Raw genomic sequence first — 20,502 nt, forward strand, 5'->3', positions numbered from 1 at the left:
AGAAACGGGCATGGTGGTGGCCACTCCCTGGCGCCGCCGAAGACATTGGAGCACCACATCACTGCGCTGAGTGGAGACCCTGAAGCCTCTTCGACGCTGGTGACCGCGTCGAATGCGGGGGAGGCCGTCGAGGGCGGCTGGTGACGGAAGGCGTTTTGGGTAACCGGTTGGGTTTGGCGCTGGCGCTCGGATCAGCCTCGATCCGCACGATTGATGACGTACGTCTTCTCGGGATCGGGGCGTCTTGAGTGACGGATAAGGCAGGATCCGAGGCAGGCATAAGCCGCTCGATGCCGCCTCTACTCGCCGTCGAAGACGATCGGCGACGCTACTACATAGCCCGGCTGCTCGACATCCTGCCGCCTTATCTCCCAAGCTCGCTTCGACCAGAACACTGACGCTAACTCGTCCAGTGAAGTCATGAGGTCGAGGCCCTTGAGTCGTCGCTCGTAGGCCGCATCCATGCTTGCGGACCGTCCGCTGCCGCGGCCAGCACCGACCGGCAAATTCCCCCAAACCCATTGATTCACCTGTGCGCTTTGGTCGATACGCGTGGCGAGGGCCTGCCACCAGCGGTGGTGCACAAGGTTTCTGACTCGCTGAAAGGCGAGAATCAGGTCCTTCTCGCCATTGGGTAGCGAGTCGGCCCAGTTCTTGTCACGATCGGTGCCGGGAGAATGCCGTGGCCCCTCGCGAAGATAATTGTCGATCGAATCGGCCCAACCTAGGGCTTCAGCGAGGGCCGCGTAGCCAAGCGATTCCGACTCGACTTGACACTCTTGATCTTGTGATCGTGCGTATTGCAGACGGAAGCGCTCCACTGCACGCAGGTAGTTCACGACGAGCTGTCTTATAGACATAGCGTGCGCGTACTGCACTTCGATGGTGAACGCCGCCCCTTCGTCTTCTGACATGCCAACAACGTACTTCCGTGTCAGCGGCTCCCTAAACGGGCGCGCGGGAAAGCCGATTCCGGACGTGGTCACCCGAGGGGGCGTCGATGGGCGCACGACGACTTGGGGTTCACTTTCGGGATCGGGGCCGACGCGTACGACGATGACGAAGAGTGCGAGGACGACAAGATCCACACGGTGCACGCCGGGTTCGCGTACGGCGTCGGTGCGCTCACCCAGCCGGTAGAGGCCATCCCCCGCTACGTCGGCGCGTAGTACTGCGACTTTGCCTAACTCACGCCGATCCACCAGCAGCGCCTGCGCACGTGGGAGCAGCCCACCCTCGGCGACGCCGTGAAGCCCCACCCCATCTGGTGGCAGGCACAGATGGGCCATTGGCCCGACTTCATCGGGCCGTTCGACAAGGTCATCAGCAAGTGGAAGCCCTAAACGAGATCTGGAGCCTCAGCTACCAGGCGCCGCCGTTCCGGACCACCGAGCGCCCCTGCGACTGGGGCTGGTTGTTGCGGCCGTCCACCAACGAGTGGAACGCCTTCGTGCTCACCACCGACAAGCTCCTGTCCGACAACCTCAGCTCCACGGCGCTCGACGCCTGCGGCGCCCCAAGTTGGACGACCAGGGCCAGAACATGGGCACCCTCCAACGGCTCGAGCACTTCCTAGGCCGCAATGCCAAGGCAACCCCGAGGGCATTCGTCAGGTCCTAGAACCGTTGCGCCAAGTGCGGAAGCTGCGCCAGGCTGCCCGCCAATGGCCTCAGCGACGCCCTCACCGATCGGACCGTCATCGTTAAGCAGCGCGACCTCCTCGCGAAGGTCGCCGGCACCCTTGAGGGGCTCCGCCGGTTCATGAGCGGCCACCCCAAGGTGTCCGCGGCCGGTTGGGCTGCCCCTGACTACCTCGACAAGGGCCGGCTGCTGCTGTGAACCGTCCGGGACCCCACCCATCCGCGCCCGTGCTCCTCGACGACAGGGGCACCTGGCCATCCGAAACGCAGCAAGCCGTCGCGGGAGTCGCGGACCGCGTACGCGGAAGCACCGACGACGCCACAGACCTGCAAGTCACCGAGACGGAAGCAGCCGACATCATCACCACTCTCACGGCCGACGACCATCGCGTCCGTGTCTACCACTGCACGAGACTCCTCGACGCCGAACGGGGCGACATCGAGCGCCAGGGCCTCCGAGCAACCTCCGAGGCCCTGGCGATGCAACGCATCACCCGGGCACAACGCGAAGGCCACCTCACCGACGCAGACGCCGAGCGGCTCCGGGCCGGGCACATGCTCAGACCCGAAACGGGGCAACGCGACGCCCGGATCGGCCGAACTTGCGCGGTGACCACCCGCCAGGCATTCGAGGACCCCCACGGACTGGGATGGCTGTTCGGGATGTGGGGCGGAGAACTCATCTACTTCTGGCAGGAGGAAGACATGCACGAACGGCTTGCCGGCCTCGGTACCCCCTCCATCGTCGTGCTGGATGTTCCCGTCCAGGCGCCAGTGCGCGGCTGGTACCCCCGATATCCCCAAGATCCTCGTAGCCGCTCACCTCGGCCTGACCGAAGTCGGGGGCGAGGTCAGCTACCAGGTCTTGGACGGGTCACTTCCAGTGAGTGCCATCTGGCAGCCGGGCACGAGCGACTACGACCAGTTCCCCAAGCTGCCGACTGCTACGACCGAGTGACGCTCGAAGTGACACCCGAATGAGACTCAACAATATGGGTTGACGAACTTCCGCCTCTGCACAAGGGAAGAACTAGCGCAACCGTGCTCATCAGGGCCTCTCCGCCCCATCGTGAGGCGTTCTCTGACTCCCGCCACTTGATGACGGTTCGGCAGGGCGAGATCGAAGCCCTCGACAGCGCATCGACCCGGACAATCCTCGGGACCCGCCAAACCGACTTGGACATCCCCCCAAGAGGAAGCCGCGAGAACGGGCCCTGGCTCCTCAGACGCTCTAGGCTGCCCTCGTGATCAAGTCGGCCACCCAGTACCCGGTGCACACCTTGCTCAGCTACGAGGGCAACCTGATGTACCGCATCCCGGCTTATCAGAGGGAGTACTCGTGGCAGAAGGCCCAATGGGAGGACCTCTTCCAGGATCTCGTTGAGGCCGACGGGGCGCACTTCCTCGGCACCATCATCACGCTTAACCAGACGACCGACGCCGTGCACAGCGGCGTGTTGGAAGTGATCGACGGGCAGCAGCGGATGACCACCCTGACGCTGCTCCTTGCTGCGGTGTATTCGGTGCTGAAGGACCACTACGAGGAACTGGACGACGACACTCGAACCGATCTGACCAACCTCGGACGGCAGCTCGTTCGCAAAGCCGACGGTGAGCCGCGCGTCACTCCTCAGACCCAAGGCCACAACCGCGACGACTACCGTCGTGTTCTGAGCACGGCGGGTCTGAAGGTCGAGTCCACACATCAGCCGTACTTCCCGATGAGGCGAGTCGCGAAGTGCTTCAACTACTTCCGTGACGCCATCAGTGAGTTCGCCGAGTCCGACGGCTTGGGGCACGTCAAGGCGGCACTGCACATCCTGGAAGCTGTGCAACAGGCGGTCCTGGTGAAGATCGAAGTCGCCAATCACGCCGACGCGTTCGTGCTCTTCGAGTCGCTCAACAACCGTGGCATGCCGTTGACACCGGTCGATCTCATCAAGAACCACCTGCTGGCAGAGTCCGAACGCAAGGCGGCGATGAACGTTGACGATGCGTTCAAGCTCTGGAACGAGATGCTCACCAACCTCGGGAGCAGCTACGCCACCCACGAGCGGTTCCTTCGCCACTTCTACAACGCCTTCAAGGCCGAGCTGCCCGAAGTCACGAACGCGCCGGTGGCGACAAGGACCAGGCTCATCCGGATCTACGAAACGCTCCTGGCGGGCAACATCAAGTCCGGCGTGGATGCCCTGGTCGCGGCCAGCAAGATCTACGGTCGGGTCACATGCGTCACCGAGACCGACCACCCCACGAAACTCGACGATTCCCTTCGGCAGCTGATGCGCGCACAAGGCGCGCCTTCCTACGTCCTGGTCATGTGGTTGCTGAGCAAGTCCGACGACCTAGGGCTGACCGAGAGCCAACACGTCGCCATCGTCGATCGTCTGACCAGCTTCTTCGTGCGGCGCAACCTCACGGGTTATCCGCAGACCTACACCTTGCCCAAACTCTTCATGACGATCATCGACCAGCTCGCCGGCCACAGCGGCGAGGGCGTCGTCAGCGCTGTCACCAAGGAGCTGGGTGCTGTCTCATCCAGCGATGAGGAGTTCCGCAAGCGTCTTGAAGGGCCCATCTACGACGAGAACACGGACGTCGCGCGGTTCATCCTCACGACCCTGTCAGAGGATGCGATGACTAAGGAGACTTGGAAGGATCTCTGGGCCCAAGAAAAGGGGCACTTTGTCTGGACCATCGAGCACATCCTGCCTCAGGGGTCGAACCTCCCGGACGCCTGGAAGGTGATGCTTGGTGGCGCAGAGGCGGCATCGGCGGCACAGGAAGTCGATGTTCACAAGCTCGGGAACCTGACCATCACGGCTTACAACAGCACCCTGAGTAACAAGGCGTTTCAGGACAAGCGTGACCGGACCGACTCCCAGGGCAGATTCATCGGGTACAAGAACGGACTTGCTCTCAACGCTCAGCTGGCATCCAAGGACTCATGGACGGTCGATGACATCACGACCCGGACGAGAGTGATCGCAGAGAAGGTCATTCAACGGTTCGCTCTGGGTTAGCGGTGTGGGGGAGACCATCAGCCACAATCGCGTGTGCAGACCCCGTGGCCCGTTCCGTCTCTACGTGTCCAGGTCCGACAGCTACTACACGCCCCCACGTAGACGCGACCGCTGAGAAGCGGTCCGGCTCCCGCAGCTGACTAGGGGAGTCCCTAATCACTCTAGTTCAAGCACTCGCGGGCTCGTCGATTGCCGCCTCATAGAACGCGTCCGCCAGGGCGAGGATGACGCCGTTGATCCCGGGGCCGTCGCTGAAGAAGTAGTCCGCCATGGTGTTGTGAGCGCCTTGGTTGTCGATGACTGCCTCGGTGACCGCCGCCTGGAAGTCCTGGGACTCCAGGAACTGCTTCTTGGAGTTCACCCGGGTCTGCTTGACCAAGTCGGGGTAGGCCAGCAGTCGCCGGACAAGACCTTGGACGAACTCCTCGACCTGGGACTCAGCGAACGACTCGGCCCCAAAGAGGTCGTTCATCTTGTCGATGACGACCTGAAGGGCGACGTACTTCGGCTCCTTCTTCGTGCCGGTGCCGGCGGCGCTGATGCCCTTCAGTTGTCCGTCGCCGGATAGGGAGATGTCGACCGCGGCGCCCTTGGTGTGCTTGACCCCGACCAGGACCACGTCAGAGAGGTCGACCTCTGCTGCCCATGAGGACTCGTCGATGACCCGCTCGAGCAGCCGCAGGAAGATCGAGAGGCTCTCCAGGTAGGGGTCGCCGTAGTCGACGATCTGGCTCATGAAGTCGTAGAGCCGGACGTAGGTCGAGACGTCCTTGCGGAACAGGTCCAGGGTGTTGAGGGTGACCTTGTCGTCCACCTCGAGCGCCCGGGCGTAGCGGCGCGCGAAGTCATGCTGGGCCGGGCTGATCGCCGCCGAAAGGGCGTTGTTGCCCTTTCGGGTGACCCACAGCTCGGCAACCTGCCGGACCTGGTCATCGGTGTAGATGCCAGCCTGGGCGAGCTTGGTGGCCAGGTGTACCACGACGTAGGGGTCAGTCTCGGTCTCCAGGGTGGCGTTCCTGAAGTACGGCTCGAAGGCCGCCCTGATGTCCTCGGGCTTGTTGACGAAGTCGATGACGAACGTCTTGCGCTTCTGCTCCCCACTGGCGGTGCGGTGGGTGCGGTTGAGGCGTGACAGCGTCTGAACCGCGGTCACGCCCGACAGTTTCTTGTCGACGTACATCGCCGACAGGAGCGGCTGGTCGAACCCAGTCTGGAACTTGTTGGCGACCAGCATGATCTTGTAGGTCTCGCCCTTGAACGCCGCCGCCAGGTCGGCGCCGGCGCCGGGGTTCATGTTGGCCTCGGTGAACTCGTCGTCCTCACCCGGCGTCGGGCCCCACTCCTCGGCCCAGACCTCGTTCTCGTCCATCCGGACCGCACCGGAGAACGCCACGAGGGTCCGGTACGAGTAAGAGGCGTCCTCGGCCGCCCGTTTGGAGATGTAGGCGTCGATGGCCTTCTTGTACTTGACCGCGGCCTTGCGGGAGTCGGTCACGATCATCGCCTTAGCCTTGCCCTCCAGCAGGTGGGCGACGTTGGCGTGGAAGTGCTCGACGATGATCTGCACCTTCTGGCTGATGTTGGTCGGGTGGAGCCGCACCCACCGCATCAGGCCCTTCCGAGCCGCGCTTTCTTCCACCTCGCCGTCGCCGGTGGTGTTGCCGGCGATCTTCAGGGCGGTCTCGTAGGCCTGGTAGCCCTTGAGGACGTCGAGGATGTAGCCTTCCTCGATCGCCTGCTTCATCGAGTAGAGGTGGAACTCGCGGGGCTTGCCGTCGGGACCCTTGCGTCCGAACAGCTCGAGGGTCTTGTTCTTCGGGGTGGCGGTGAAGGCGAAGTAGGAGATGTTGCGCGACTCGGCGCGTTCGCTCATCTCTGCGGCCAGGATCGACTCGACGTCGACCTCGCCGCCGTCCTCGATCTCCTTGATCTCTTCCGCGGTTAGGACCTGCTTGAGCTTCGAGGAGATCTGCCCGGACTGCGAGGAGTGCGCCTCGTCGGCGATGACGGCGAACGTCTTGCCCTTGAGGCCGGCGTCGGCGCGGATCTCCTCCAGTGCGTGCGGGAACGTCTGCACTGTCACGGCGATGATCAGCTCACCGTTCTTCAATGCCGTCGCCAGCAGGCTGGACTTCGATTTCGCGCCCGCCTTGCGCACGTCCTCCGGGCTGATCGTCGCCACGATCTTGCCGGTGCCGTCGATCTGCCGGATTGCGTCCTGCAACTGCCCGTCCAGCACGGTCCGGTCCACGACCACGATCACGGAATCGAAGACCTTCTTGTCATCCACGTGCAAGCGGGCGAGCCGGTGCGCGGTCCAGGCGATCGTGTTCGTCTTGCCCGATCCGGCCGAGTGTTCGATCAGGTAACGCTGCCCGACGCCTTCCTCGGTGACCGCGGCCACGATGTCGGTGACCGCCTCCCACTGGTGGAACCGGGGGAACAGCATATTCGTCCGCCGCACCGAGGTGCCGGTGGCGACGTCCCACTCCTCCTTGGTCTCCACGATCATCAGTCGCCCGATGATGGTGAGCCAGGCGTCCTTGTCCCAGACCCGCTCCCACAGGTACGCCGTCGACGACCGCCCGTCCGCGCCGGGTGCGTTGCCAGCGCCGGCGTCGTAGCCGGTGTTGAACGGCAGGAAGTGGGTCTTCTCCCCCTCGAGCCGGGTGGTCATCGCCGCCAGGTCGTTGGACACCGCGAAGTGCACCAGCGCCCGGTGCCCGAACGACAGCAAGGGCTCGGGGCGGCCGTTGGTCAGCGGGTTGCGGTCCTTGCGGTACTGCTGGACCGCCTCGTCCAGCGACTGGGTGAAGTCCGTCTTCAGCTCCACCGTCGCGACCGGCATCCCGTTGACGAAGAACACCAGGTCGATGCTGCGCTGGTCGGCGGTGGAGAAGTGCACCTGTCGCATCACCCGCACACGCATGGCCGCGTAGTGGGCGTTCGTCGTCGCGTTGAGCGACGTCTCGGGCCGGAACTGGGCCATCTTCAGCCGCCCGCCGCCGATGTACTGCACCCCGTTGCGCAAGATGTTCAGCGTGCCGCCGCCGTGCTCGAGCGGCTTGTCCAGCGCCGCGGTCAGCACGTCGAGGAACTTCGCCGGAGATCCCGCCGCCTTCAGCGCCTTCTCGTACGGCGTCGGCTGGGTGTCGTCCAGCCACGCGACCAGGTCCTCCGGGAACAGCGCCCGCTCCCGGTCGTAACCGGTGTCGTCCTCCGAGTACAGCCAGCCGTGCGCCGCGAGGTGACCGCAGATCTCCTTCTCGAACACCACCTCGTTGTGATCACCCATCACGCCACCCCCCGTACGTCGATCTGCCCCGTCACCGCCGCCGTGATCAGCGCCGACCGACGCTCACGAGCGAGTTCGATGAATCGCTCGGCCTCGAAGATCAGCCTGTCAACCTTCCCGGTCTGTTCGTCGATGTAGGCAAGTATTTGCTGAATCTCGTTCGGGGGCGGCACAGGAACCTTGATGCTGCCGATGGTGTCGGTGTTCAGGTTGAGCTGCGTTCCAAGTTTGCCGAGGCCCCGATAGCACTCACCCGCCTCGAAGATTCGAAAGAGCCACCATGGGTCGACATGAAGGTCAGGGAAATAGACGAAGCCATCGTGGATGCAGCACTTGATGCTGGTTATGCATGGCTTGCCCACGGTTCCAGCAATGCTGACGAATAGTGCGCCTGGGTGGATCTTCACGCTTAGCGAGCTGCCCAGATCCGAGAGAGTCTGGGTGGTTGACCGAAGCACGCCCTCCGCGCCAGCGGCTGTGACGTCGGCGATTCGAACCCACGCCCATTCGCCGTCGTCGTCAAAGTAGATCGGATCGTCGATCGGCCGAGGCGAGGCTCCACGCTTGACAGCCGTCAGCCACTTGATCGCGACAACCTCCCAGTGTGTGGGCACATCGCCAAGCCAACCGACATCCGTTGGCTTGAGAGAAGCTGACGCCGAAACGCCACGGCAAGTAGCTTCGACAAGAAGCGTGCGTCGCCGCTCGCGGAGCATCTCGATCAGGCGCTGCTGCTCCTCAATGAGTGTGTCGATGCGGGCGGTCTCGCGGTCGAGATAGCCGGCTATGGCGTGCTGCTCGTCAAGAGAGGGGACCGAGATCTTCAGCGAGCCAACCTCGCCGAGGTAGAGACCAGGCTGGGCGGAGGTCTTGGTGGAAAGTGCGATCTGGTCCTGCAGGCCCTTCGACTGAAGTTGATAGTTCAGATACGCCGGCTCAAGTCGATGATCTGGCCGCAAGAATGCGACGCTGCGTTGAAAGGGAAGCGATTCTTCAATCTCGTACACCGCCGACCGGCCGACTGATCCGACAATCGTTAACAGGACGTCCCCTCTAGCGGGATAACCCGACGCAACGATCGTTGCGGCATCCTGACTGCTGACCATGCTCTCGTCTCCGACTACGACCCCGGCGGCCTGCACATTCTTCGCGCTGAGAAACGGAATGCCGTCGCCCACTCGTTCGAAGGTCCCATGAGTTCCGTCGCGAAGACCGTCGAGGTAGCGCGCCAGGCGAGACGACTTGAAGGATGTTGCCGTCATCCCTCGACCTCCTGGAGAAGATCCAGGATCTTCGCGACCTGCTTCTCCAGGTCGGCGTCGATCTCGGCGAGGGCGCGGGGTGAGACGTACTTGTAGAAGTGGCGGGTGAAGGGGATCTCGTAGCCGGTCTTGGTCTTCGTCCACTCGATCCAGGCGTCGGGGACGTGGGGCTTCACCTCGGTGTCGAAGTACGACTGGATGACCTCGACCCTGCCTGCGGCACCGGCCGTGGAGCCGCCGTAGGTGAAGGGCACGTTCTCGGTGTCGCGCTTCTTCGGGTCGGGCTTGGGCTTGCCCTTGCGGTCGACGACCGTTTTGCCGGTCTCGTCGAGGAGGGGGCGCTCGACGGTGATGGTCCAGTAGCCGAACTCGTCGTTGGACATCACCTTGGAGTAGTCGGGGTCGGCGTCGGCGAAGTCGTCGTACAGCTGGACGACCCTGGTGCGGTCCGGCTCGCTGAGTTCTCGGTTCTTCGAGCCGAGGCTCTTGCGCATCTTGGTCCAGAACGGGGTGCCATCGATGAGCTGGACCAGGCCCTTGCGGTCGGGATGCTTGGTGTTGTCGAGAATCCAGATGTAGGTGGCGATGCCGGTGTTGAAGAACATGTTGGTCGGCAGCGCGACGATGGCCTCGACGAGGTCGTTCTCCAGCAGCCACTGGCGGATGTTGGACGGGCCAGAACCGGCGCCTCCGTTGAACAGCGGCGAGCCGTTCATGACGATCCCCACGCGGCCGCCGCCATCCTCGGGCGCGCGCATCTTGTGGGCGAGGTGGAGCAGGAACAGCATCTGCCCGTCGGAGGTGGCCGGCAGGCCGGGCGCGAAGCGGCCGAAGGGGCCGGCCTCGTCGCGCTCCTTCGTGATGGTCTTGGCATACTGCTTCCAGTCCACACCGTAGGGCGGGTTGGACATGCAGAAGTCGAACTGGCGGCCAGTGAACGCGTCGTCGGTGAGGGTGTTGCCGAAGGCGATGTTGGTCGCGTCGTGACCCTTGGCGAGCAGGTCAGACTTGCAGATCGCGTAGGACTGCGGGTTGTACTCCTGGCCGAACAGGCTGAGCCGGGCGTCGGGGTTCTGAGCCAGCAGGTGCTCCTCGGCCAGCGACAGCATGCCGCCGGTGCCAGCGGTGGGGTCGTAGAGCGTTCGGACGATGCCGCCCTCGGTCAGGGCCGCGTCCTTCTCCGCGAAGAGCAGGTCCACGAGCAGCTTGATCGCGTCGCGCGGCGTGTAGTGGTCGCCTGAGGTCTCGTTCGCGGCCTCGTTGAACTTGCGGATGATGTACTCGAAGGCATCGCCCATGTCGGAGTTCGACACAGTGTCCGGGTGCAGGTCGACGGCTCCGAACGCCTTGACGACCTCGCGCAGGAGACCGGCCTTCTCCAGGGCGAGGATCTCCTTCTTGAAGTCGAAGTACTCGAATACGTCGACGTCGGAGGAGAATCGATCGACGTAGTCGGTCAGGTTGTCCGCCAGTCCGTCGGCGTCGGCGAGCAGGTTGGCGAACGAGTAGTTCGAGGTGTTGTAGAAGGGTCGGCCGGTGGCCTTGGTGACCTCGACCTTGAGCCGATTCGGGTTGTCGTACTTTGCGGCCAGTTCCCGCACGATGGCCCGGTCCGGTTCGAGGATGCAGTCCAGGCGTCGCAGGATCGTGAACGGGAGGATCACGGTGCCGTACTGGTTGGGGCGGTAGGGGCCCCGGAGCTGGTCGGCGATGGACCAGATGAAGCTTCCGAGCGTGCTCACAGAGTTCCTCACGACAGGCGACGAGCGATGGCTGCATAGTCTGCCGCAGACTGGCGGTGACCGCTGGCAGCGGTGGCCGCTGTCGCTCTAACCGCCGCCGGCTTGTCGGCGCCCACCCGCACCGTCTGCTCAGCATGCTGCTGCAGACGGCCGGGGCGTTGCCGGTCGCCTGGGTCCGAGCCGCCGTCGTGACCGAGTGGCACACCCCGTCGCCCCAACTGGCGTCGGCATGAGTGAGCTGGCCTTGCGCCACCGCCTCTCGCCGCCCCGCAAGAGGTGGTGCGGCGCCTGAGAGTCAGGCTCGCCGTTTCGTGCCCGCTGCTTGCCCGTGGCGCGGGCACGCAGTGGGCGTCAGGGGGTGGCCGGTGGCGAGTCGCAAATCGGTTCTGAGCTGGGCTTATGCGAAAACCAGCATGTTGCTCAAACCCGGGGGGGGGGTCGAACTTGAAAGCGCCAGCCTCGTCAGCGATTGCCAGGTCAGGTGTGTGGCCCAGGCGGCGGTGCGCGCCGTGGGTGGGCCCGTTGCCGGGGGGCGTGTCCGCGCGCACGGGTCTGGTCGTGGCAGGGGAGTGCGCCGGGGTGTCGAAGATGGCCAAGGCCCGCCAGTACCGGTCTGGGTCGTGGCGGGGGCCGCGTTCGCGGCTCTGGCTGCGGACCCCGGCGGCAGGGATGGGCATCCGGTGGGGTGCGCGCCGACGAGTTCGGCCCGGCCGGTGCCGCCTCCGAGGTCGCCGGCGGTGCGGTCGCCGCGGACGCGGGGGACTGGGACGGGCACTGGATCGCCAAGGCGGTCGTGTTCCCCGACGGGGTCCGGCAGATCCGGCTCACCTGCGCGCACGGGCACTCGTGGCTGGGGGAGCGGTCGGACCGGTTCGGGCCGTGCTCACCCCAGCAGCAACCGCAACTGGTCTGACCCGCGGGCGGCCCGATCGGGGCTCGCGGGTGGTGGTGTCAGGGGTTACCGGGCGGTGATAGGGGCCGTGTTGAGCGCGGCGCGACCGCCCTGCGCGGGGACGGCGACCCGGTAGGTGCCGGCGGCCAGGCCGGCCCAGGTCGCGGTGCCGGTGCGGCCGGTGACCTTGGCGGTCCCGGTGTTGACCCAGCCGTGGCTGGTCGAGTGTTGCAGCTGGGCGCGCTGCGCGGCGGCCGGTTGCACGGTCACGGTGAGGGTGCGGCCCACCCGGCGCACGGCGGCGGCGGGGGCGACCGTCAGCGTCTTGGTGACGTCGACCGCGGCGGCGAACCGGCCGGTGGTGGCGAACTTCGCGGTGAGCCGGCCGCCGGTCGCGGGCCGGAACGTGGACGCGGCGGTTGCCGAGGTGTCGGTGAGCGCGGTCGTGCAGGTGGCCGCACCGACGGTGGGCCGCCAGCACAGCTGCACCGGCAACCCGTCCACGGGCACCGGGGGGCCGGGCTGGGGTGGCGGGTCCAGGTGCACGGTCGCGGTGACCGGTTGCCCGTACGTCACGTGGGTCGCGCTCAAGGTGAGGGTCATCCCGGTCACGACCACGGTCGGCGGCGGCATCGGCCCATCGGGCCCGCTGGGGTGGTTGCACTCGTACGAGACGATCACGCCACCGGCGTCCATGTAGCACGTGTCCGCGCTGGCGGGCGGTGCCGCGAGCGCCACGCCCGCGAGGCCGAGCACGACGGCAGTCACGGTGGCCCGCCACCGGGTGCGCTGGGATGGGTTCATCGGTGGTCCCCCCGGACTCGTGCGCGCCCCCGAGGGTCGCGCTGGCTGGCACTGTAGTGGTCGGCTCCGACGTCGCGCCGACGATTCGCTAGCGGGGCGGGCGGCTCAGCTGGGCAGGGGCTGTGACTTGACCCGGCGCAGCGCGTCGTCAAAGCTCTCCCGGCCCGCGACGGCGGTGAGCCGGCGGTCGTCGAGGATCACGGACGATCGGGACCCGATCTCGATCTCCTCGTCGGCGGCGAAGGTGAACAGCCACCCGTGTGGGAGGCGCTGGGGGCGTCCTTGCCGGAGCCGGTCCCCGAGGCGCAGCAGCTCTCCGGGCCGGGGACTCATCCAGTTGTGTGCTCATCGCGGACCGGCATTGCCGAAGGAGGCGCCAACCGTCAGGCCAACTCGGGCGGTCGTCAAGCCCCATCGGCTGGCCCGGTCGGCCCGGGAACGACCGGGTGGTCAGCAGGAGGCGAGCTTCTTGACCACGTACTGGTTCAGGCTCATGTGTTCCTCGGCGGCATGCATCGCCAGGTTGCGGTGCAGCGCCTCGCCGACGCGCACGTTGAACTTGCCGGAGTAGTGGCGCTCGGACAAGGGGGCGGGGATCGTCTCGCCCTCGTTCGCCATGTCGGCGAGGACGTCAAGGAGGAGGTTCTGCAGGCCTTGGATCGCGGCGATCTGGCTGTCGGCCAGCCAGGACAGGGACGGAAACTCGAGGCAGGCGGCAACGAACTGGTCGTCTTCTGCCGACCACGCAACACGGTAGGTGTAGTGGGACACGTCCACTGGTGCGAGCGCTGGCATCACATGGCCTCCTGCTTGTCGATCGCGGCGAGGACCTGACGGACTTGGTACGCCTTGGCCTTGCCCTTGTCGTTCTGGATGTTCACGCGCGGGTCACCGGGCCAGGGGGTCTTGAACACCGCGTGGGAGCCGCCGGTGGTGCGTGGCTTGCCGAAGTAGTGCTCGCAGACCTTGTGGAGATCGTTGAAGCTGATGTTGCGTGGGTTCGCGCGCATCGCCGCGACGATCTGTTCCACGGGTGACGACACCACGCAATGGTACTAGGGGTAGTACCACCCCTCAAGGGTCGGGCGGAGCCGATGGGGCGTGCCTGGGTCCGGGCGCTGCTCGGTCCGCCCGAGAAGACCGACGGGCACGGGGTGCTCAGGGTGACGCGTTGCGCGGCACGATGCGTCGGTGGGGGGCGGTCCGCTCCAGCTGAGCCAATTCGAGTAGTCCCTGGAGCAGCCAGGTCGTCTCATGATCCAACGGTTGAGGGTCGCGGAGTGCTGCCGTGACCAGCGCCGAGGCTGACGCGCGGATTCCGGCAGCGTCGCTGGGTGTGTTTTGGGTGGAGTGGCGCTCGCGCGCGTCATCGAGCAATCGCTTGATCACGGCTTCGCTGGCGTTACTCGGTTGCGCCAGCAGCAGCGAGCGACGCGCGACGTGACCGGCGAGTGCGGGTTCACCGCACCGTTGCAGCGTTTCCACCAGGGCGCCGCTCAGGAGCCAGATGCTGGGCTGCGGCGGGGGAGTGTGCGGCCCGATCGAGCCGAGCCAGAGGCTTGTCAGCCGGTCCCTGGCGGCGGCGGGGTCAGTCACGGCCCCGCGCAGTGCCAGGAAGTACGCCGACGTCATCCAGTCCGGCCAGGGGTCATCGGGTCCGGTCGCGATGTCGCCGTCAAGAACGCTGCTGACGCGGGCGATGAGCGCCAGGACGTGAGCCTGGTCCCCGCCGGTGGCGAACAGGAAGCCGGCGATTCGCGCCGACACGTCAAGCAGCTGGTCTGGCGGCAACGAGCGTCCATTGGCAAGCCAAGCCGCCTGGGCATACGACACGGCCCGGCCCACGCGTGCGCCACGAAGGGCCAGATCCGCCCCGCTCGTGAGGACCTCGACGAGGTCGACCTCGCCTTCGACGCCGTCCAGGTGCTCGCACGCCCACCGTCGCGTGGCCGCGCCGAGGTCATCGACGCTCGTCCCCGACAGCAGCAGGAGGGCTCCGGCGGCGACCGTCCACGGCCAGGAGCGCTGCCACAGCCACTCGTCCTTGGGGAGGTCGCCCGCCGGAAGGGCGAAGCCTGGCGCCCCACGCCACGCCGCACGCAAGCAGGCATGGCCCTCCTTGATGGCCACCTCGGCGAACCGCCAGGTCAGCCGGGTCAGGGTGGCGCCCGAGAGGGCGGAGTCAAGGATGGCGAGCCAGCTGCTGCTGGCCCGGTGCAGCAGCAGGGGATCCGCCCGCGGGGCGGCGTCGAGCAGCAACCGCAACTGCTCGGCCGCCCGCTCCAGGTGGCCGACCCTGACCGGTTCCTGCGTCGCCGCCTCGGACTCGTTGACGGCGCTCGAAACCAGCGCGAATCGCTCATCCGCCTTCCACAGCTCGGCTCGAAGTGAGGCCGCGCGCGCCGCACCGAGGCGGACGTGGTCGGCGTCGTCGCTGGGCAATGTCGACCGATCCAGCAGGTCGTGCCAGAGCCGCTGCAGCGTGGGGTGCCGGTAGTGCCGGGTCAGCACCTTCTTGGTGGCCTCGATGGCGCAATCCCGAACGTGCTGGTTCGCGGCGGCGCCGAGCTCGTGGTCGACCACTGCCTCGACCAGGCCGGTGAGCGTCTGGCCGGCGGCCCACCCCGGTTGATAGAGCTCGGCCACGACGGTCAGGATCGCGCGCCGCCTCGTCGGTCGACGTCCCATGACTCTCCTCCCTCGCCCTCGGTGGTGGCGACTTGGCGCCGCCACCACCGCAGGGCCCCCGGTGTCAGGCGCGGGTGGCCGCGGGCTGGGCGGGCGAGCCGCCGAACCGGTCCAGCAGGCTGGCGAGGATCTCGGTGAGGGCTCGCAGCACCGAGGGGCGAATGAAGTCCCACACCTTGCGCAGACCCCGTGCGATTGCCTTGAACATCTTCGATCCTCCGATCAGTTGTGGGCCGGCCGCTGCCGGCGCCTCCTCCCATGGTGATCAAATATCGTCCCCTAGAAAAGGGACGTTATTGGGGACGGAATCGCGGGTACCGAACCAGCGACCCGGCACCCTCCGGCCCGAGCCGCCTCGCCCGGACGGTCAGGGTTGGCCCGGTCGGCGCTCGGTGAGGGCCCGGGTCGCGCTGGCGGGCAGCCGCCCCGGCCGGCGGATCGCACCGTCGCCGGGAGCCGCGGTGCTAGCCGAGGTCGAGGTACCGGTCGTACGGCCGGGCCGGCCAGCGGAAGCCCCGCTCGTCGCGCCGGCAGCGCAGGCAGACCAACCCGACGGGTTCGGGAATCCGGGCCCGCGCCCGTCGCCGGGACCCGCAGTGGGGGCACGCGCGGGTGCGCACCAGCGGGCCCTCGACCTCGAACCACTGGCGCGGGGGGGCCGCGCTCAGGCGGTCCGGCAACCGGGACCGCGGCACCGGGCCGGGTCCGCCGGCGCGCAGGACGGCCGCCAGGGCGGGGGCCGGCGGGCTGAGCCACTGCCCGGTGGCCCGGGTCGGGCGGGCGTAGGTGCGCCGCAGGTGCCGCAGGAACGCCTCCGGCTCGCCGGTGCGCGCCGCCAGCGCCGTGAGTGCCGCGCCGCGCAGCGGTCGCCCCGCCGGAGCGGGAGCCGGCCCGGCCCGCCGCGCCGGGGTGGTCTCGGGGCACACCAGGGCCAGCGCGAGCCGCAGCAGCCGCGGGTCCCGGACGTTGAGCATCATCGGATGCGCGTCCGCGGGGAGGCCCAGCGCGCGCCGCACCCACGGCGACAGGGCCCGGTGGGTGACCGCCTCGGACCATGGCTGTCCGGCGCGCAGGCGGCCCACCACCCGGAGCGCCCGCCCCGGGAGGTCGTGGCGTGGTCGCGGCTCGTGCCAGCCGGCCACCCGCAGGGCCCATCGCCGGTTGTCCCCGTCGCGCAGGGCGAGCGTGAAACCGAACCGGATCGCGGTGCGCCGCGTGGCGTCGGGTCCGAGGGCGTGTTCCACGGACACGGTGAAGTCGCTGATGCCGCGCAGCAGGACCGCGCGGGTCCAGGCGTCCCCGGTGGGATCGCGCAGGCCCCGGATCAGGCGCAGGACGTCCTGCACGGCCAGCGCATCCTCCACTCCGGGGTCGTTCAGGGCGACCACGGCGTCCTGACAGCGGGCCAGCTCGGCGTCGGCCGCGGCCACCTCGGCGACCGTCCGATCCAGGGCATCCCGGGCCGCCCGTCGGCTGGCGTCGGAGTGCTCACCCCAGGTGAACAGCTCGGTGGCGCGGGCCTGCCGGCGTCGCGCCTCGCTGGCGCGGTCCCGGGCGAGCGTGACGTCCGACTCGGCCTGGGCGAGGGCGGCCCGGGGCGGGCCCGCGTCGGGAATGGCCTCCCGCCCGGTCGCGGCCTCGCAGATCGCCCGCAGCACCGCCTGTTGGGGCAGTAGGGGGACGGCCGGGAACCGGCGCCGGGCGGGGCCTCCGGCGGGCTGGACCCGCTGATATCCGTAGCACGGGTCGGCGCGGCGGTGGGCGTCGGCGACGAGCTTGCCCGGGACCCCGTCCACGGTCAGCGGCAGCCCGGCCAGCGTGTGACAGTGCGGCTGGCTGCGCAGGGCCCGCTGCCGTGCTCGCACCGCCTGGATCCGGCGGTCCTGAGCGGCGGTGCACAAGGGTCGGCCGTCCGGGGTCTCGACGATCACCTCCAGGGGTGGCGAGCCATCGCGCAGGTCGAACATCAGGCGGCCGGCGAGCAGGAAGTCCCGGTGGCGCAGGATGCTGTCGCACAGCCGCGCCGCGTCCGTGGCCCCGCCCGGGCCCGGGCGCAGCTGCCGGTGACCGGGCCGGCCACGGTGCTGGCGGCGGGCCCCCATCGTGGACAGCCCGTGCGCCACGAGGTAGGCCGCGCACTCCCGGTTGCCCCACTCCGGCCGCCCCCAGTGGTCGCACAGCCACCGGATGAGGGCGACCTGGTCGGCCCGCTCGGCCCACGACGGGTCCAGGCCGTCGTCGAACACCTGCTCGGGCCGGGGGCGGCAGGCCGGGGTGTCCAGGTAGGCCAGGCGGGTCCCCGGCCCGCCGGCCAGACCGCGCAGCCGCACCACGGCCAGGCCGGGCGGCAGGGCCCCCGGAAGCCCGTACGCGAACCGGCCGGGCACCGGGCCGGTCTGGGTCCGCTCCCGGAACCCGGCCCGGGTGCGGCTGTAGATCTGCAGCGCCTCGGCCCGGGACTGGTGTCCCAGGTCGAACAGCCGCCGGTTGAGCTCGGGGGTGGGCGGCTGGGGCAGGATGAGGTCGGCGCCCAGGTACACCGGGGTGTCGCGGTGGCGCTGCACCTCGCGCAGCGCGTTGACCAGCGGAGCCAGGCCGAAGTCGACGCGGCCCCAGCCCCGGACCTCGTTGGCGTAGACGAAGACCGGCCGCCAGCGCAGCAGGGCCTGGGCGACCCGACTCACGGCCGGCTGGTGGTAGGCGGCGTCCTCCATCACGCCGGTGCCGTACTGGATGAGCAACACCAGTCCGTCCGCGGCCCGGTCGGTGTACTCGAAGCTGGAGTTGCGAAAACGCCGTCCGTCGGGGGTCTGGCTGGTCACCGTGGCCGACTCGGCGCGGACCCGGGCCATCAGGGCCTCCAGGTCGGGCAGCCGGTCGCGCAGGTCCAGCCCGTACCGGAACAGCAGCATCTGCGCCGCGGCGAAGATGCCGTGCACCGCCTGCTCGCGGCCGCGGGTGCCCTCCCGGTTGCTGTTGCGTGAGCAGACCAGGACGAGGTCGCCGGCCGCCAGGGCCGCCGTGAGGCCGGTCGGGAGGTCGGCTCCCAGGGCCCAGGTGGGGGTGCCGGGGGGTGCCGGGTCGGCGGGGCTGAGTGCGGTCATGATGACCTCCGCGAATAGTTCTCTAACAGTGAACTATGACCTACGCTGGCTTGGTGATCCTCCGCCTTGACGTCACCGGGGCCTGGGGGCCGGGGGCCCGGGGCCGGCCGGGGGAGGCGGCCGACGAGGCCGTGCGCCGGTTGCGGCCGGCGGAGGTGGTGCTGCCCGAGCCGCGGCGCTGGACGGCCGTCGGCGCCCCCCGCTGCGCCGCCGTCCTGGTCGCGGCGGTGCGGGAGGGCGTGCCCCGGGTCGTCCTCGGCCCGGACGCGTTCGTGACCGAGCACCCGGTCGACGCCGCCGCGCTGGGCTGGTTGGCCGCCGTGGCGCAGCGCCTGCTCAGGACCACCGGCGCCGCCGCGGCGGGGCGACCGGCGGCCGCGGCGGCCACCGCGGCGGCGAACGCCGCCCTCGGGTCAGGGCCGGCACCGGGCTGGACGAGCCGGGCCGGGCAGGGGCAGCCCGCGGGGCAGTCGGGGGCCGGGCGCCTAGCCACCGCGGCCCCCCGCGGGCGGGCCGGGCGCGGCCGGTCCCGCGCCCGGGGTGGGCTCCAGGATGACCCGGAAGCCGTCGGGGACGAAGACCCAGCGCCCGCCGGGCCGCTCGTCGGGCGACGGCGCGGGGGGAGCGCCCCTCAACGGTCGGACCCGCCGGGCGAAGGCCCCAGGATCTGGGGCGGTCGCCCCAATTCGCGTGCGGAAGAAGGGACTTGAACCCTCACGCCCGAAGGCACAGGAACCTAAATCCTGCGTGTCTGCCAGTTTCACCACTTCCGCGCGGCGCCGACTCTACTGAAGTGGCCGGGTCCCGGTGTCACGCACCGGGACCCGGCCACCCGGCATACAGGTCGGGGGTATGCCGGTCAGGCCAGTCCCAGCGCCTTGGAGAGGGACGCGACGTGGCCGGTGGCCTTGACGTTGTACTTGGCCAGCTCGACGGTGCCGTCCTCGGCGACGACGATCGTGGAGCGGATGACGCCGGTGACCGTCTTGCCGTAGAGCGACTTCTCGCCCCACGCGCCGTAGGCGTCCATGACGGCCTTGTCCGGGTCGGAGAGCAGCGGGTAGGTCAGCGACTCCTTCTCCTCGAACTTCTTCTGCTTCTCCGGGGTGTCGGGGCTGATCCCGACGACCTCGTAGCCGGCCGCCCGCAGCGGAGCGAGGGAGTCGCGGAAGTCGCACGCCTCCTTGGTGCAGCCGGGGGTCATCGCGGCGGGGTAGAAGAAGATGATCAGCTTGCGTCCGGCGAAGTCCTTGAGGGCGACGGTGTTGCCGTCCTGGTCGAGCAGGCTGAAGTCGGGGGCGGGCTGCTGGGTCTCGAGGCGGGGCATCGGTCCTCTTCCGTGGTCGTGGTGAGAGCTCGGGCAACAGTCTGCGTTATCGTCGCAGCACCGGACGGAGAGGGAGTCCCCATGGCTGAGCAGGACAGCAAGACCACCCCGGTCGACGCCATCGAGGCCGACATCGAGGCGACGCGTGACCGCCTGGCAGCGACCATCGACGAGCTGGCGTTCCGCGCGCAGCCCAAGGAGATCGCCCGCCGCGAGGTCGCGTCGGTCAAGGCGAGCCTGTACACCGCCACCCACACGCCCGAGGGTGACCTGCGCGTCGAGCGCGTCGCCGCCATCGGTGCCGCCGTCGCCGCTGTGCTCGGCCTGGTCATCTGGCGCCGCACACGTGACTGAGAAGCAGGGCACCCCGGCGGCCGACCGGCTGCCGATCCGCATGTTGCACGACCGGGTCCTCGTCTCCCTCGAGGGCGAGCCCGGGGAGCGCCGCTCCGGCAGCGGCATCGTCATCCCGGCCACCGCGAGCATGGGCAAGCGCCTGTCCTGGGCCTCCGTCGTCGCGGTCGGCCCGAACTGCCGGCAGGTCGAGGTCGGCGACCGCGTCCTGTTCGACGCCGAGGATCGCGCCGAGGTCGAGCTGCACAGCAAGGACTACGTCCTGTTGCGCGAGAAGGACATCCACGCCGTCGCGGCCACCCGGGTCGAGGACGGCCAGACGGGGCTCTACCTCTGAGCACCCTCGGCCTGCCCGGCCCCAGCTCGCTCGA

The 20,502-nt window shown here is 68.3% G+C and carries 19 protein-coding genes and 1 tRNA gene; 7 read left to right on the forward strand and 13 right to left on the reverse strand.

Going from position 1 to position 20,502, the window contains the following annotated elements:
• Positions 1-299: 299 nt before the first annotated feature.
• Positions 300-914 carry a hypothetical protein gene (locus AC3ANM_RS17365; RefSeq protein WP_488285667.1) on the reverse strand — a complete coding sequence of 205 codons (615 nt, stop codon included), beginning with the start codon at positions 912-914 and terminating at the stop codon, positions 300-302.
• Positions 915-1,016: 102 nt separating this feature from the next.
• Here AC3ANM_RS17365 and AC3ANM_RS17370 point away from each other — a divergent pair, with 102 nt between their 5' ends.
• The 3 genes from AC3ANM_RS17370 to AC3ANM_RS17380 all read left to right on the forward strand — a co-directional run bounded on the left by AC3ANM_RS17370 (position 1,017) and on the right by AC3ANM_RS17380 (position 4,663).
• Positions 1,017-1,169, forward strand: coding sequence for a hypothetical protein (locus tag AC3ANM_RS17370; RefSeq protein ID WP_488285668.1), 153 nt, complete (start codon positions 1,017-1,019; stop codon positions 1,167-1,169).
• A gap of 699 nt (positions 1,170-1,868) precedes the next feature.
• Positions 1,869-2,621, forward strand: coding sequence for a hypothetical protein (locus AC3ANM_RS17375; protein ID WP_488285669.1), 753 nt, complete (start codon positions 1,869-1,871; stop codon positions 2,619-2,621).
• Positions 2,622-2,884: 263 nt separating this feature from the next.
• Positions 2,885-4,663 carry a DUF262 domain-containing protein gene (locus AC3ANM_RS17380; protein WP_488285670.1) on the forward strand — a complete coding sequence of 593 codons (1,779 nt, stop codon included), beginning with the start codon at positions 2,885-2,887 and terminating at the stop codon, positions 4,661-4,663.
• 166 nt (positions 4,664-4,829) lie between these two features.
• Here the strand turns inward: AC3ANM_RS17380 and AC3ANM_RS17385 are convergent, their stop codons facing one another.
• Genes AC3ANM_RS17385 through AC3ANM_RS17395 form a run of 3 tightly spaced genes read right to left on the reverse strand, consistent with a single transcriptional unit; the run spans position 4,830 to position 10,962 of the window.
• Entirely contained in the window at positions 4,830-7,958 is a 3,129-nt protein-coding gene (locus AC3ANM_RS17385) for a type I restriction endonuclease subunit R (RefSeq protein ID WP_488285671.1), read from the reverse strand.
• Positions 7,958-9,220 (reverse strand): restriction endonuclease subunit S, encoded by a 1,263-nt coding sequence (locus AC3ANM_RS17390; protein WP_488285672.1) that lies wholly within the window; start codon positions 9,218-9,220, stop codon positions 7,958-7,960. Before AC3ANM_RS17390 ends, AC3ANM_RS17385 begins: the two co-directional genes overlap by 1 nt.
• Positions 9,217-10,962, reverse strand: a complete 1,746-nt coding sequence (locus AC3ANM_RS17395) for a type I restriction-modification system subunit M (RefSeq protein WP_488285673.1) — start codon at positions 10,960-10,962, stop codon at positions 9,217-9,219. Before AC3ANM_RS17395 ends, AC3ANM_RS17390 begins: the two co-directional genes overlap by 4 nt.
• Positions 10,963-11,647: 685 nt before the next feature.
• On the opposite strand from AC3ANM_RS17395, the gene AC3ANM_RS17400 reads away from it, so the two are divergent.
• Positions 11,648-11,875 carry a hypothetical protein gene (locus tag AC3ANM_RS17400; RefSeq protein WP_488285674.1) on the forward strand — a complete coding sequence of 76 codons (228 nt, stop codon included), beginning with the start codon at positions 11,648-11,650 and terminating at the stop codon, positions 11,873-11,875.
• 45 nt (positions 11,876-11,920) lie between these two features.
• Here AC3ANM_RS17400 and AC3ANM_RS17405 read toward each other — a convergent pair whose 3' ends face one another.
• From AC3ANM_RS17405 to AC3ANM_RS17435, 7 genes are all read right to left on the reverse strand, one after another.
• Complete coding sequence (locus AC3ANM_RS17405; protein ID WP_488285675.1) at positions 11,921-12,658, reverse strand: hypothetical protein; 738 nt, start codon at positions 12,656-12,658, stop codon at positions 11,921-11,923.
• A 105-nt stretch (positions 12,659-12,763) separates the two neighbouring features.
• On the reverse strand, positions 12,764-12,991 hold the full coding sequence (locus tag AC3ANM_RS17410) for a hypothetical protein (RefSeq protein WP_488285676.1): 228 nt from the start codon (positions 12,989-12,991) through the stop codon (positions 12,764-12,766).
• Between the two features lie 117 nt (positions 12,992-13,108).
• Complete coding sequence (locus AC3ANM_RS17415; protein ID WP_488285677.1) at positions 13,109-13,429, reverse strand: type II toxin-antitoxin system HicB family antitoxin; 321 nt, start codon at positions 13,427-13,429, stop codon at positions 13,109-13,111.
• A gap of 23 nt (positions 13,430-13,452) precedes the next feature.
• A complete protein-coding gene (locus AC3ANM_RS17420) occupies positions 13,453-13,689 on the reverse strand; it encodes a toxin HicA (RefSeq protein WP_488285678.1) in 237 nt (78 codons plus the stop codon).
• A 127-nt stretch (positions 13,690-13,816) separates the two neighbouring features.
• The gene (locus tag AC3ANM_RS17425) at positions 13,817-15,304 is read right to left on the reverse strand and encodes a hypothetical protein (RefSeq protein WP_488285679.1); all 1,488 of its coding nucleotides are present in this window, start codon (positions 15,302-15,304) and stop codon (positions 13,817-13,819) included.
• 106 nt (positions 15,305-15,410) lie between these two features.
• Positions 15,411-15,554, reverse strand: a complete 144-nt coding sequence (locus AC3ANM_RS17430; RefSeq protein ID WP_488285680.1) for a hypothetical protein — start codon at positions 15,552-15,554, stop codon at positions 15,411-15,413.
• 256 nt (positions 15,555-15,810) lie between these two features.
• Complete coding sequence (locus AC3ANM_RS17435) at positions 15,811-18,450, reverse strand: hypothetical protein (protein ID WP_488285681.1); 2,640 nt, start codon at positions 18,448-18,450, stop codon at positions 15,811-15,813.
• A 53-nt stretch (positions 18,451-18,503) separates the two neighbouring features.
• On the opposite strand from AC3ANM_RS17435, the gene AC3ANM_RS17440 reads away from it, so the two are divergent.
• On the forward strand, positions 18,504-19,160 hold the full coding sequence (locus AC3ANM_RS17440; RefSeq protein WP_488285682.1) for a hypothetical protein: 657 nt from the start codon (positions 18,504-18,506) through the stop codon (positions 19,158-19,160).
• On the opposite strand, the gene AC3ANM_RS17445 is transcribed toward AC3ANM_RS17440, so the two are convergent.
• Positions 19,142-19,223, reverse strand: a tRNA-Leu gene (locus tag AC3ANM_RS17445). The genes AC3ANM_RS17440 and AC3ANM_RS17445 overlap by 19 nt on opposite strands.
• A gap of 86 nt (positions 19,224-19,309) precedes the next feature.
• Positions 19,310-19,777, reverse strand: a complete 468-nt coding sequence (gene bcp / locus AC3ANM_RS17450) for a thioredoxin-dependent thiol peroxidase (RefSeq protein WP_488285683.1) — start codon at positions 19,775-19,777, stop codon at positions 19,310-19,312.
• A gap of 81 nt (positions 19,778-19,858) precedes the next feature.
• Here bcp and AC3ANM_RS17455 point away from each other — a divergent pair, with 81 nt between their 5' ends.
• Together AC3ANM_RS17455 and AC3ANM_RS17460 are read left to right on the forward strand one after the other, a co-directional pair.
• Positions 19,859-20,131: a DUF3618 domain-containing protein gene (locus tag AC3ANM_RS17455; protein WP_488285684.1), complete on the forward strand. Its 273-nt coding sequence runs from the start codon at positions 19,859-19,861 to the stop codon at positions 20,129-20,131.
• Positions 20,132-20,171: 40 nt separating this feature from the next.
• Entirely contained in the window at positions 20,172-20,468 is a 297-nt protein-coding gene (locus AC3ANM_RS17460; protein WP_141789804.1) for a GroES family chaperonin, read from the forward strand.
• Positions 20,469-20,502: the final 34 nt, after the last annotated feature.

The organism is Oryzihumus sp. JJN4-3R (assembly GCF_057747915.1).

What these genes read in the sequence shown, in the direction of transcription:
- AC3ANM_RS17365 (WP_488285667.1), bottom strand. Translation starts at nt 914, where the DNA reads ATGTCAGAAGACGAAGGGGCGGCGTTCACCATCGAAGTGCAGTACGCG.
- AC3ANM_RS17385 (WP_488285671.1), bottom strand. Translation starts at nt 7,958, where the DNA reads ATGGGTGATCACAACGAGGTGGTGTTCGAGAAGGAGATCTGCGGTCAC.
- AC3ANM_RS17390 (WP_488285672.1), bottom strand. Translation starts at nt 9,220, where the DNA reads ATGACGGCAACATCCTTCAAGTCGTCTCGCCTGGCGCGCTACCTCGAC.
- AC3ANM_RS17405 (WP_488285675.1), bottom strand. Translation starts at nt 12,658, where the DNA reads ATGAACCCATCCCAGCGCACCCGGTGGCGGGCCACCGTGACTGCCGTC.
- AC3ANM_RS17410 (WP_488285676.1), bottom strand. Translation starts at nt 12,991, where the DNA reads ATGAGTCCCCGGCCCGGAGAGCTGCTGCGCCTCGGGGACCGGCTCCGG.
- AC3ANM_RS17430 (WP_488285680.1), bottom strand. Translation starts at nt 15,554, where the DNA reads ATGTTCAAGGCAATCGCACGGGGTCTGCGCAAGGTGTGGGACTTCATT.
- AC3ANM_RS17435 (WP_488285681.1), bottom strand. Translation starts at nt 18,450, where the DNA reads ATGACCGCACTCAGCCCCGCCGACCCGGCACCCCCCGGCACCCCCACC.
- bcp (WP_488285683.1), bottom strand. Translation starts at nt 19,777, where the DNA reads ATGCCCCGCCTCGAGACCCAGCAGCCCGCCCCCGACTTCAGCCTGCTC.
- AC3ANM_RS17455 (WP_488285684.1), top strand. Translation starts at nt 19,859, where the DNA reads ATGGCTGAGCAGGACAGCAAGACCACCCCGGTCGACGCCATCGAGGCC.
- AC3ANM_RS17460 (WP_141789804.1), top strand. Translation starts at nt 20,172, where the DNA reads ATGTTGCACGACCGGGTCCTCGTCTCCCTCGAGGGCGAGCCCGGGGAG.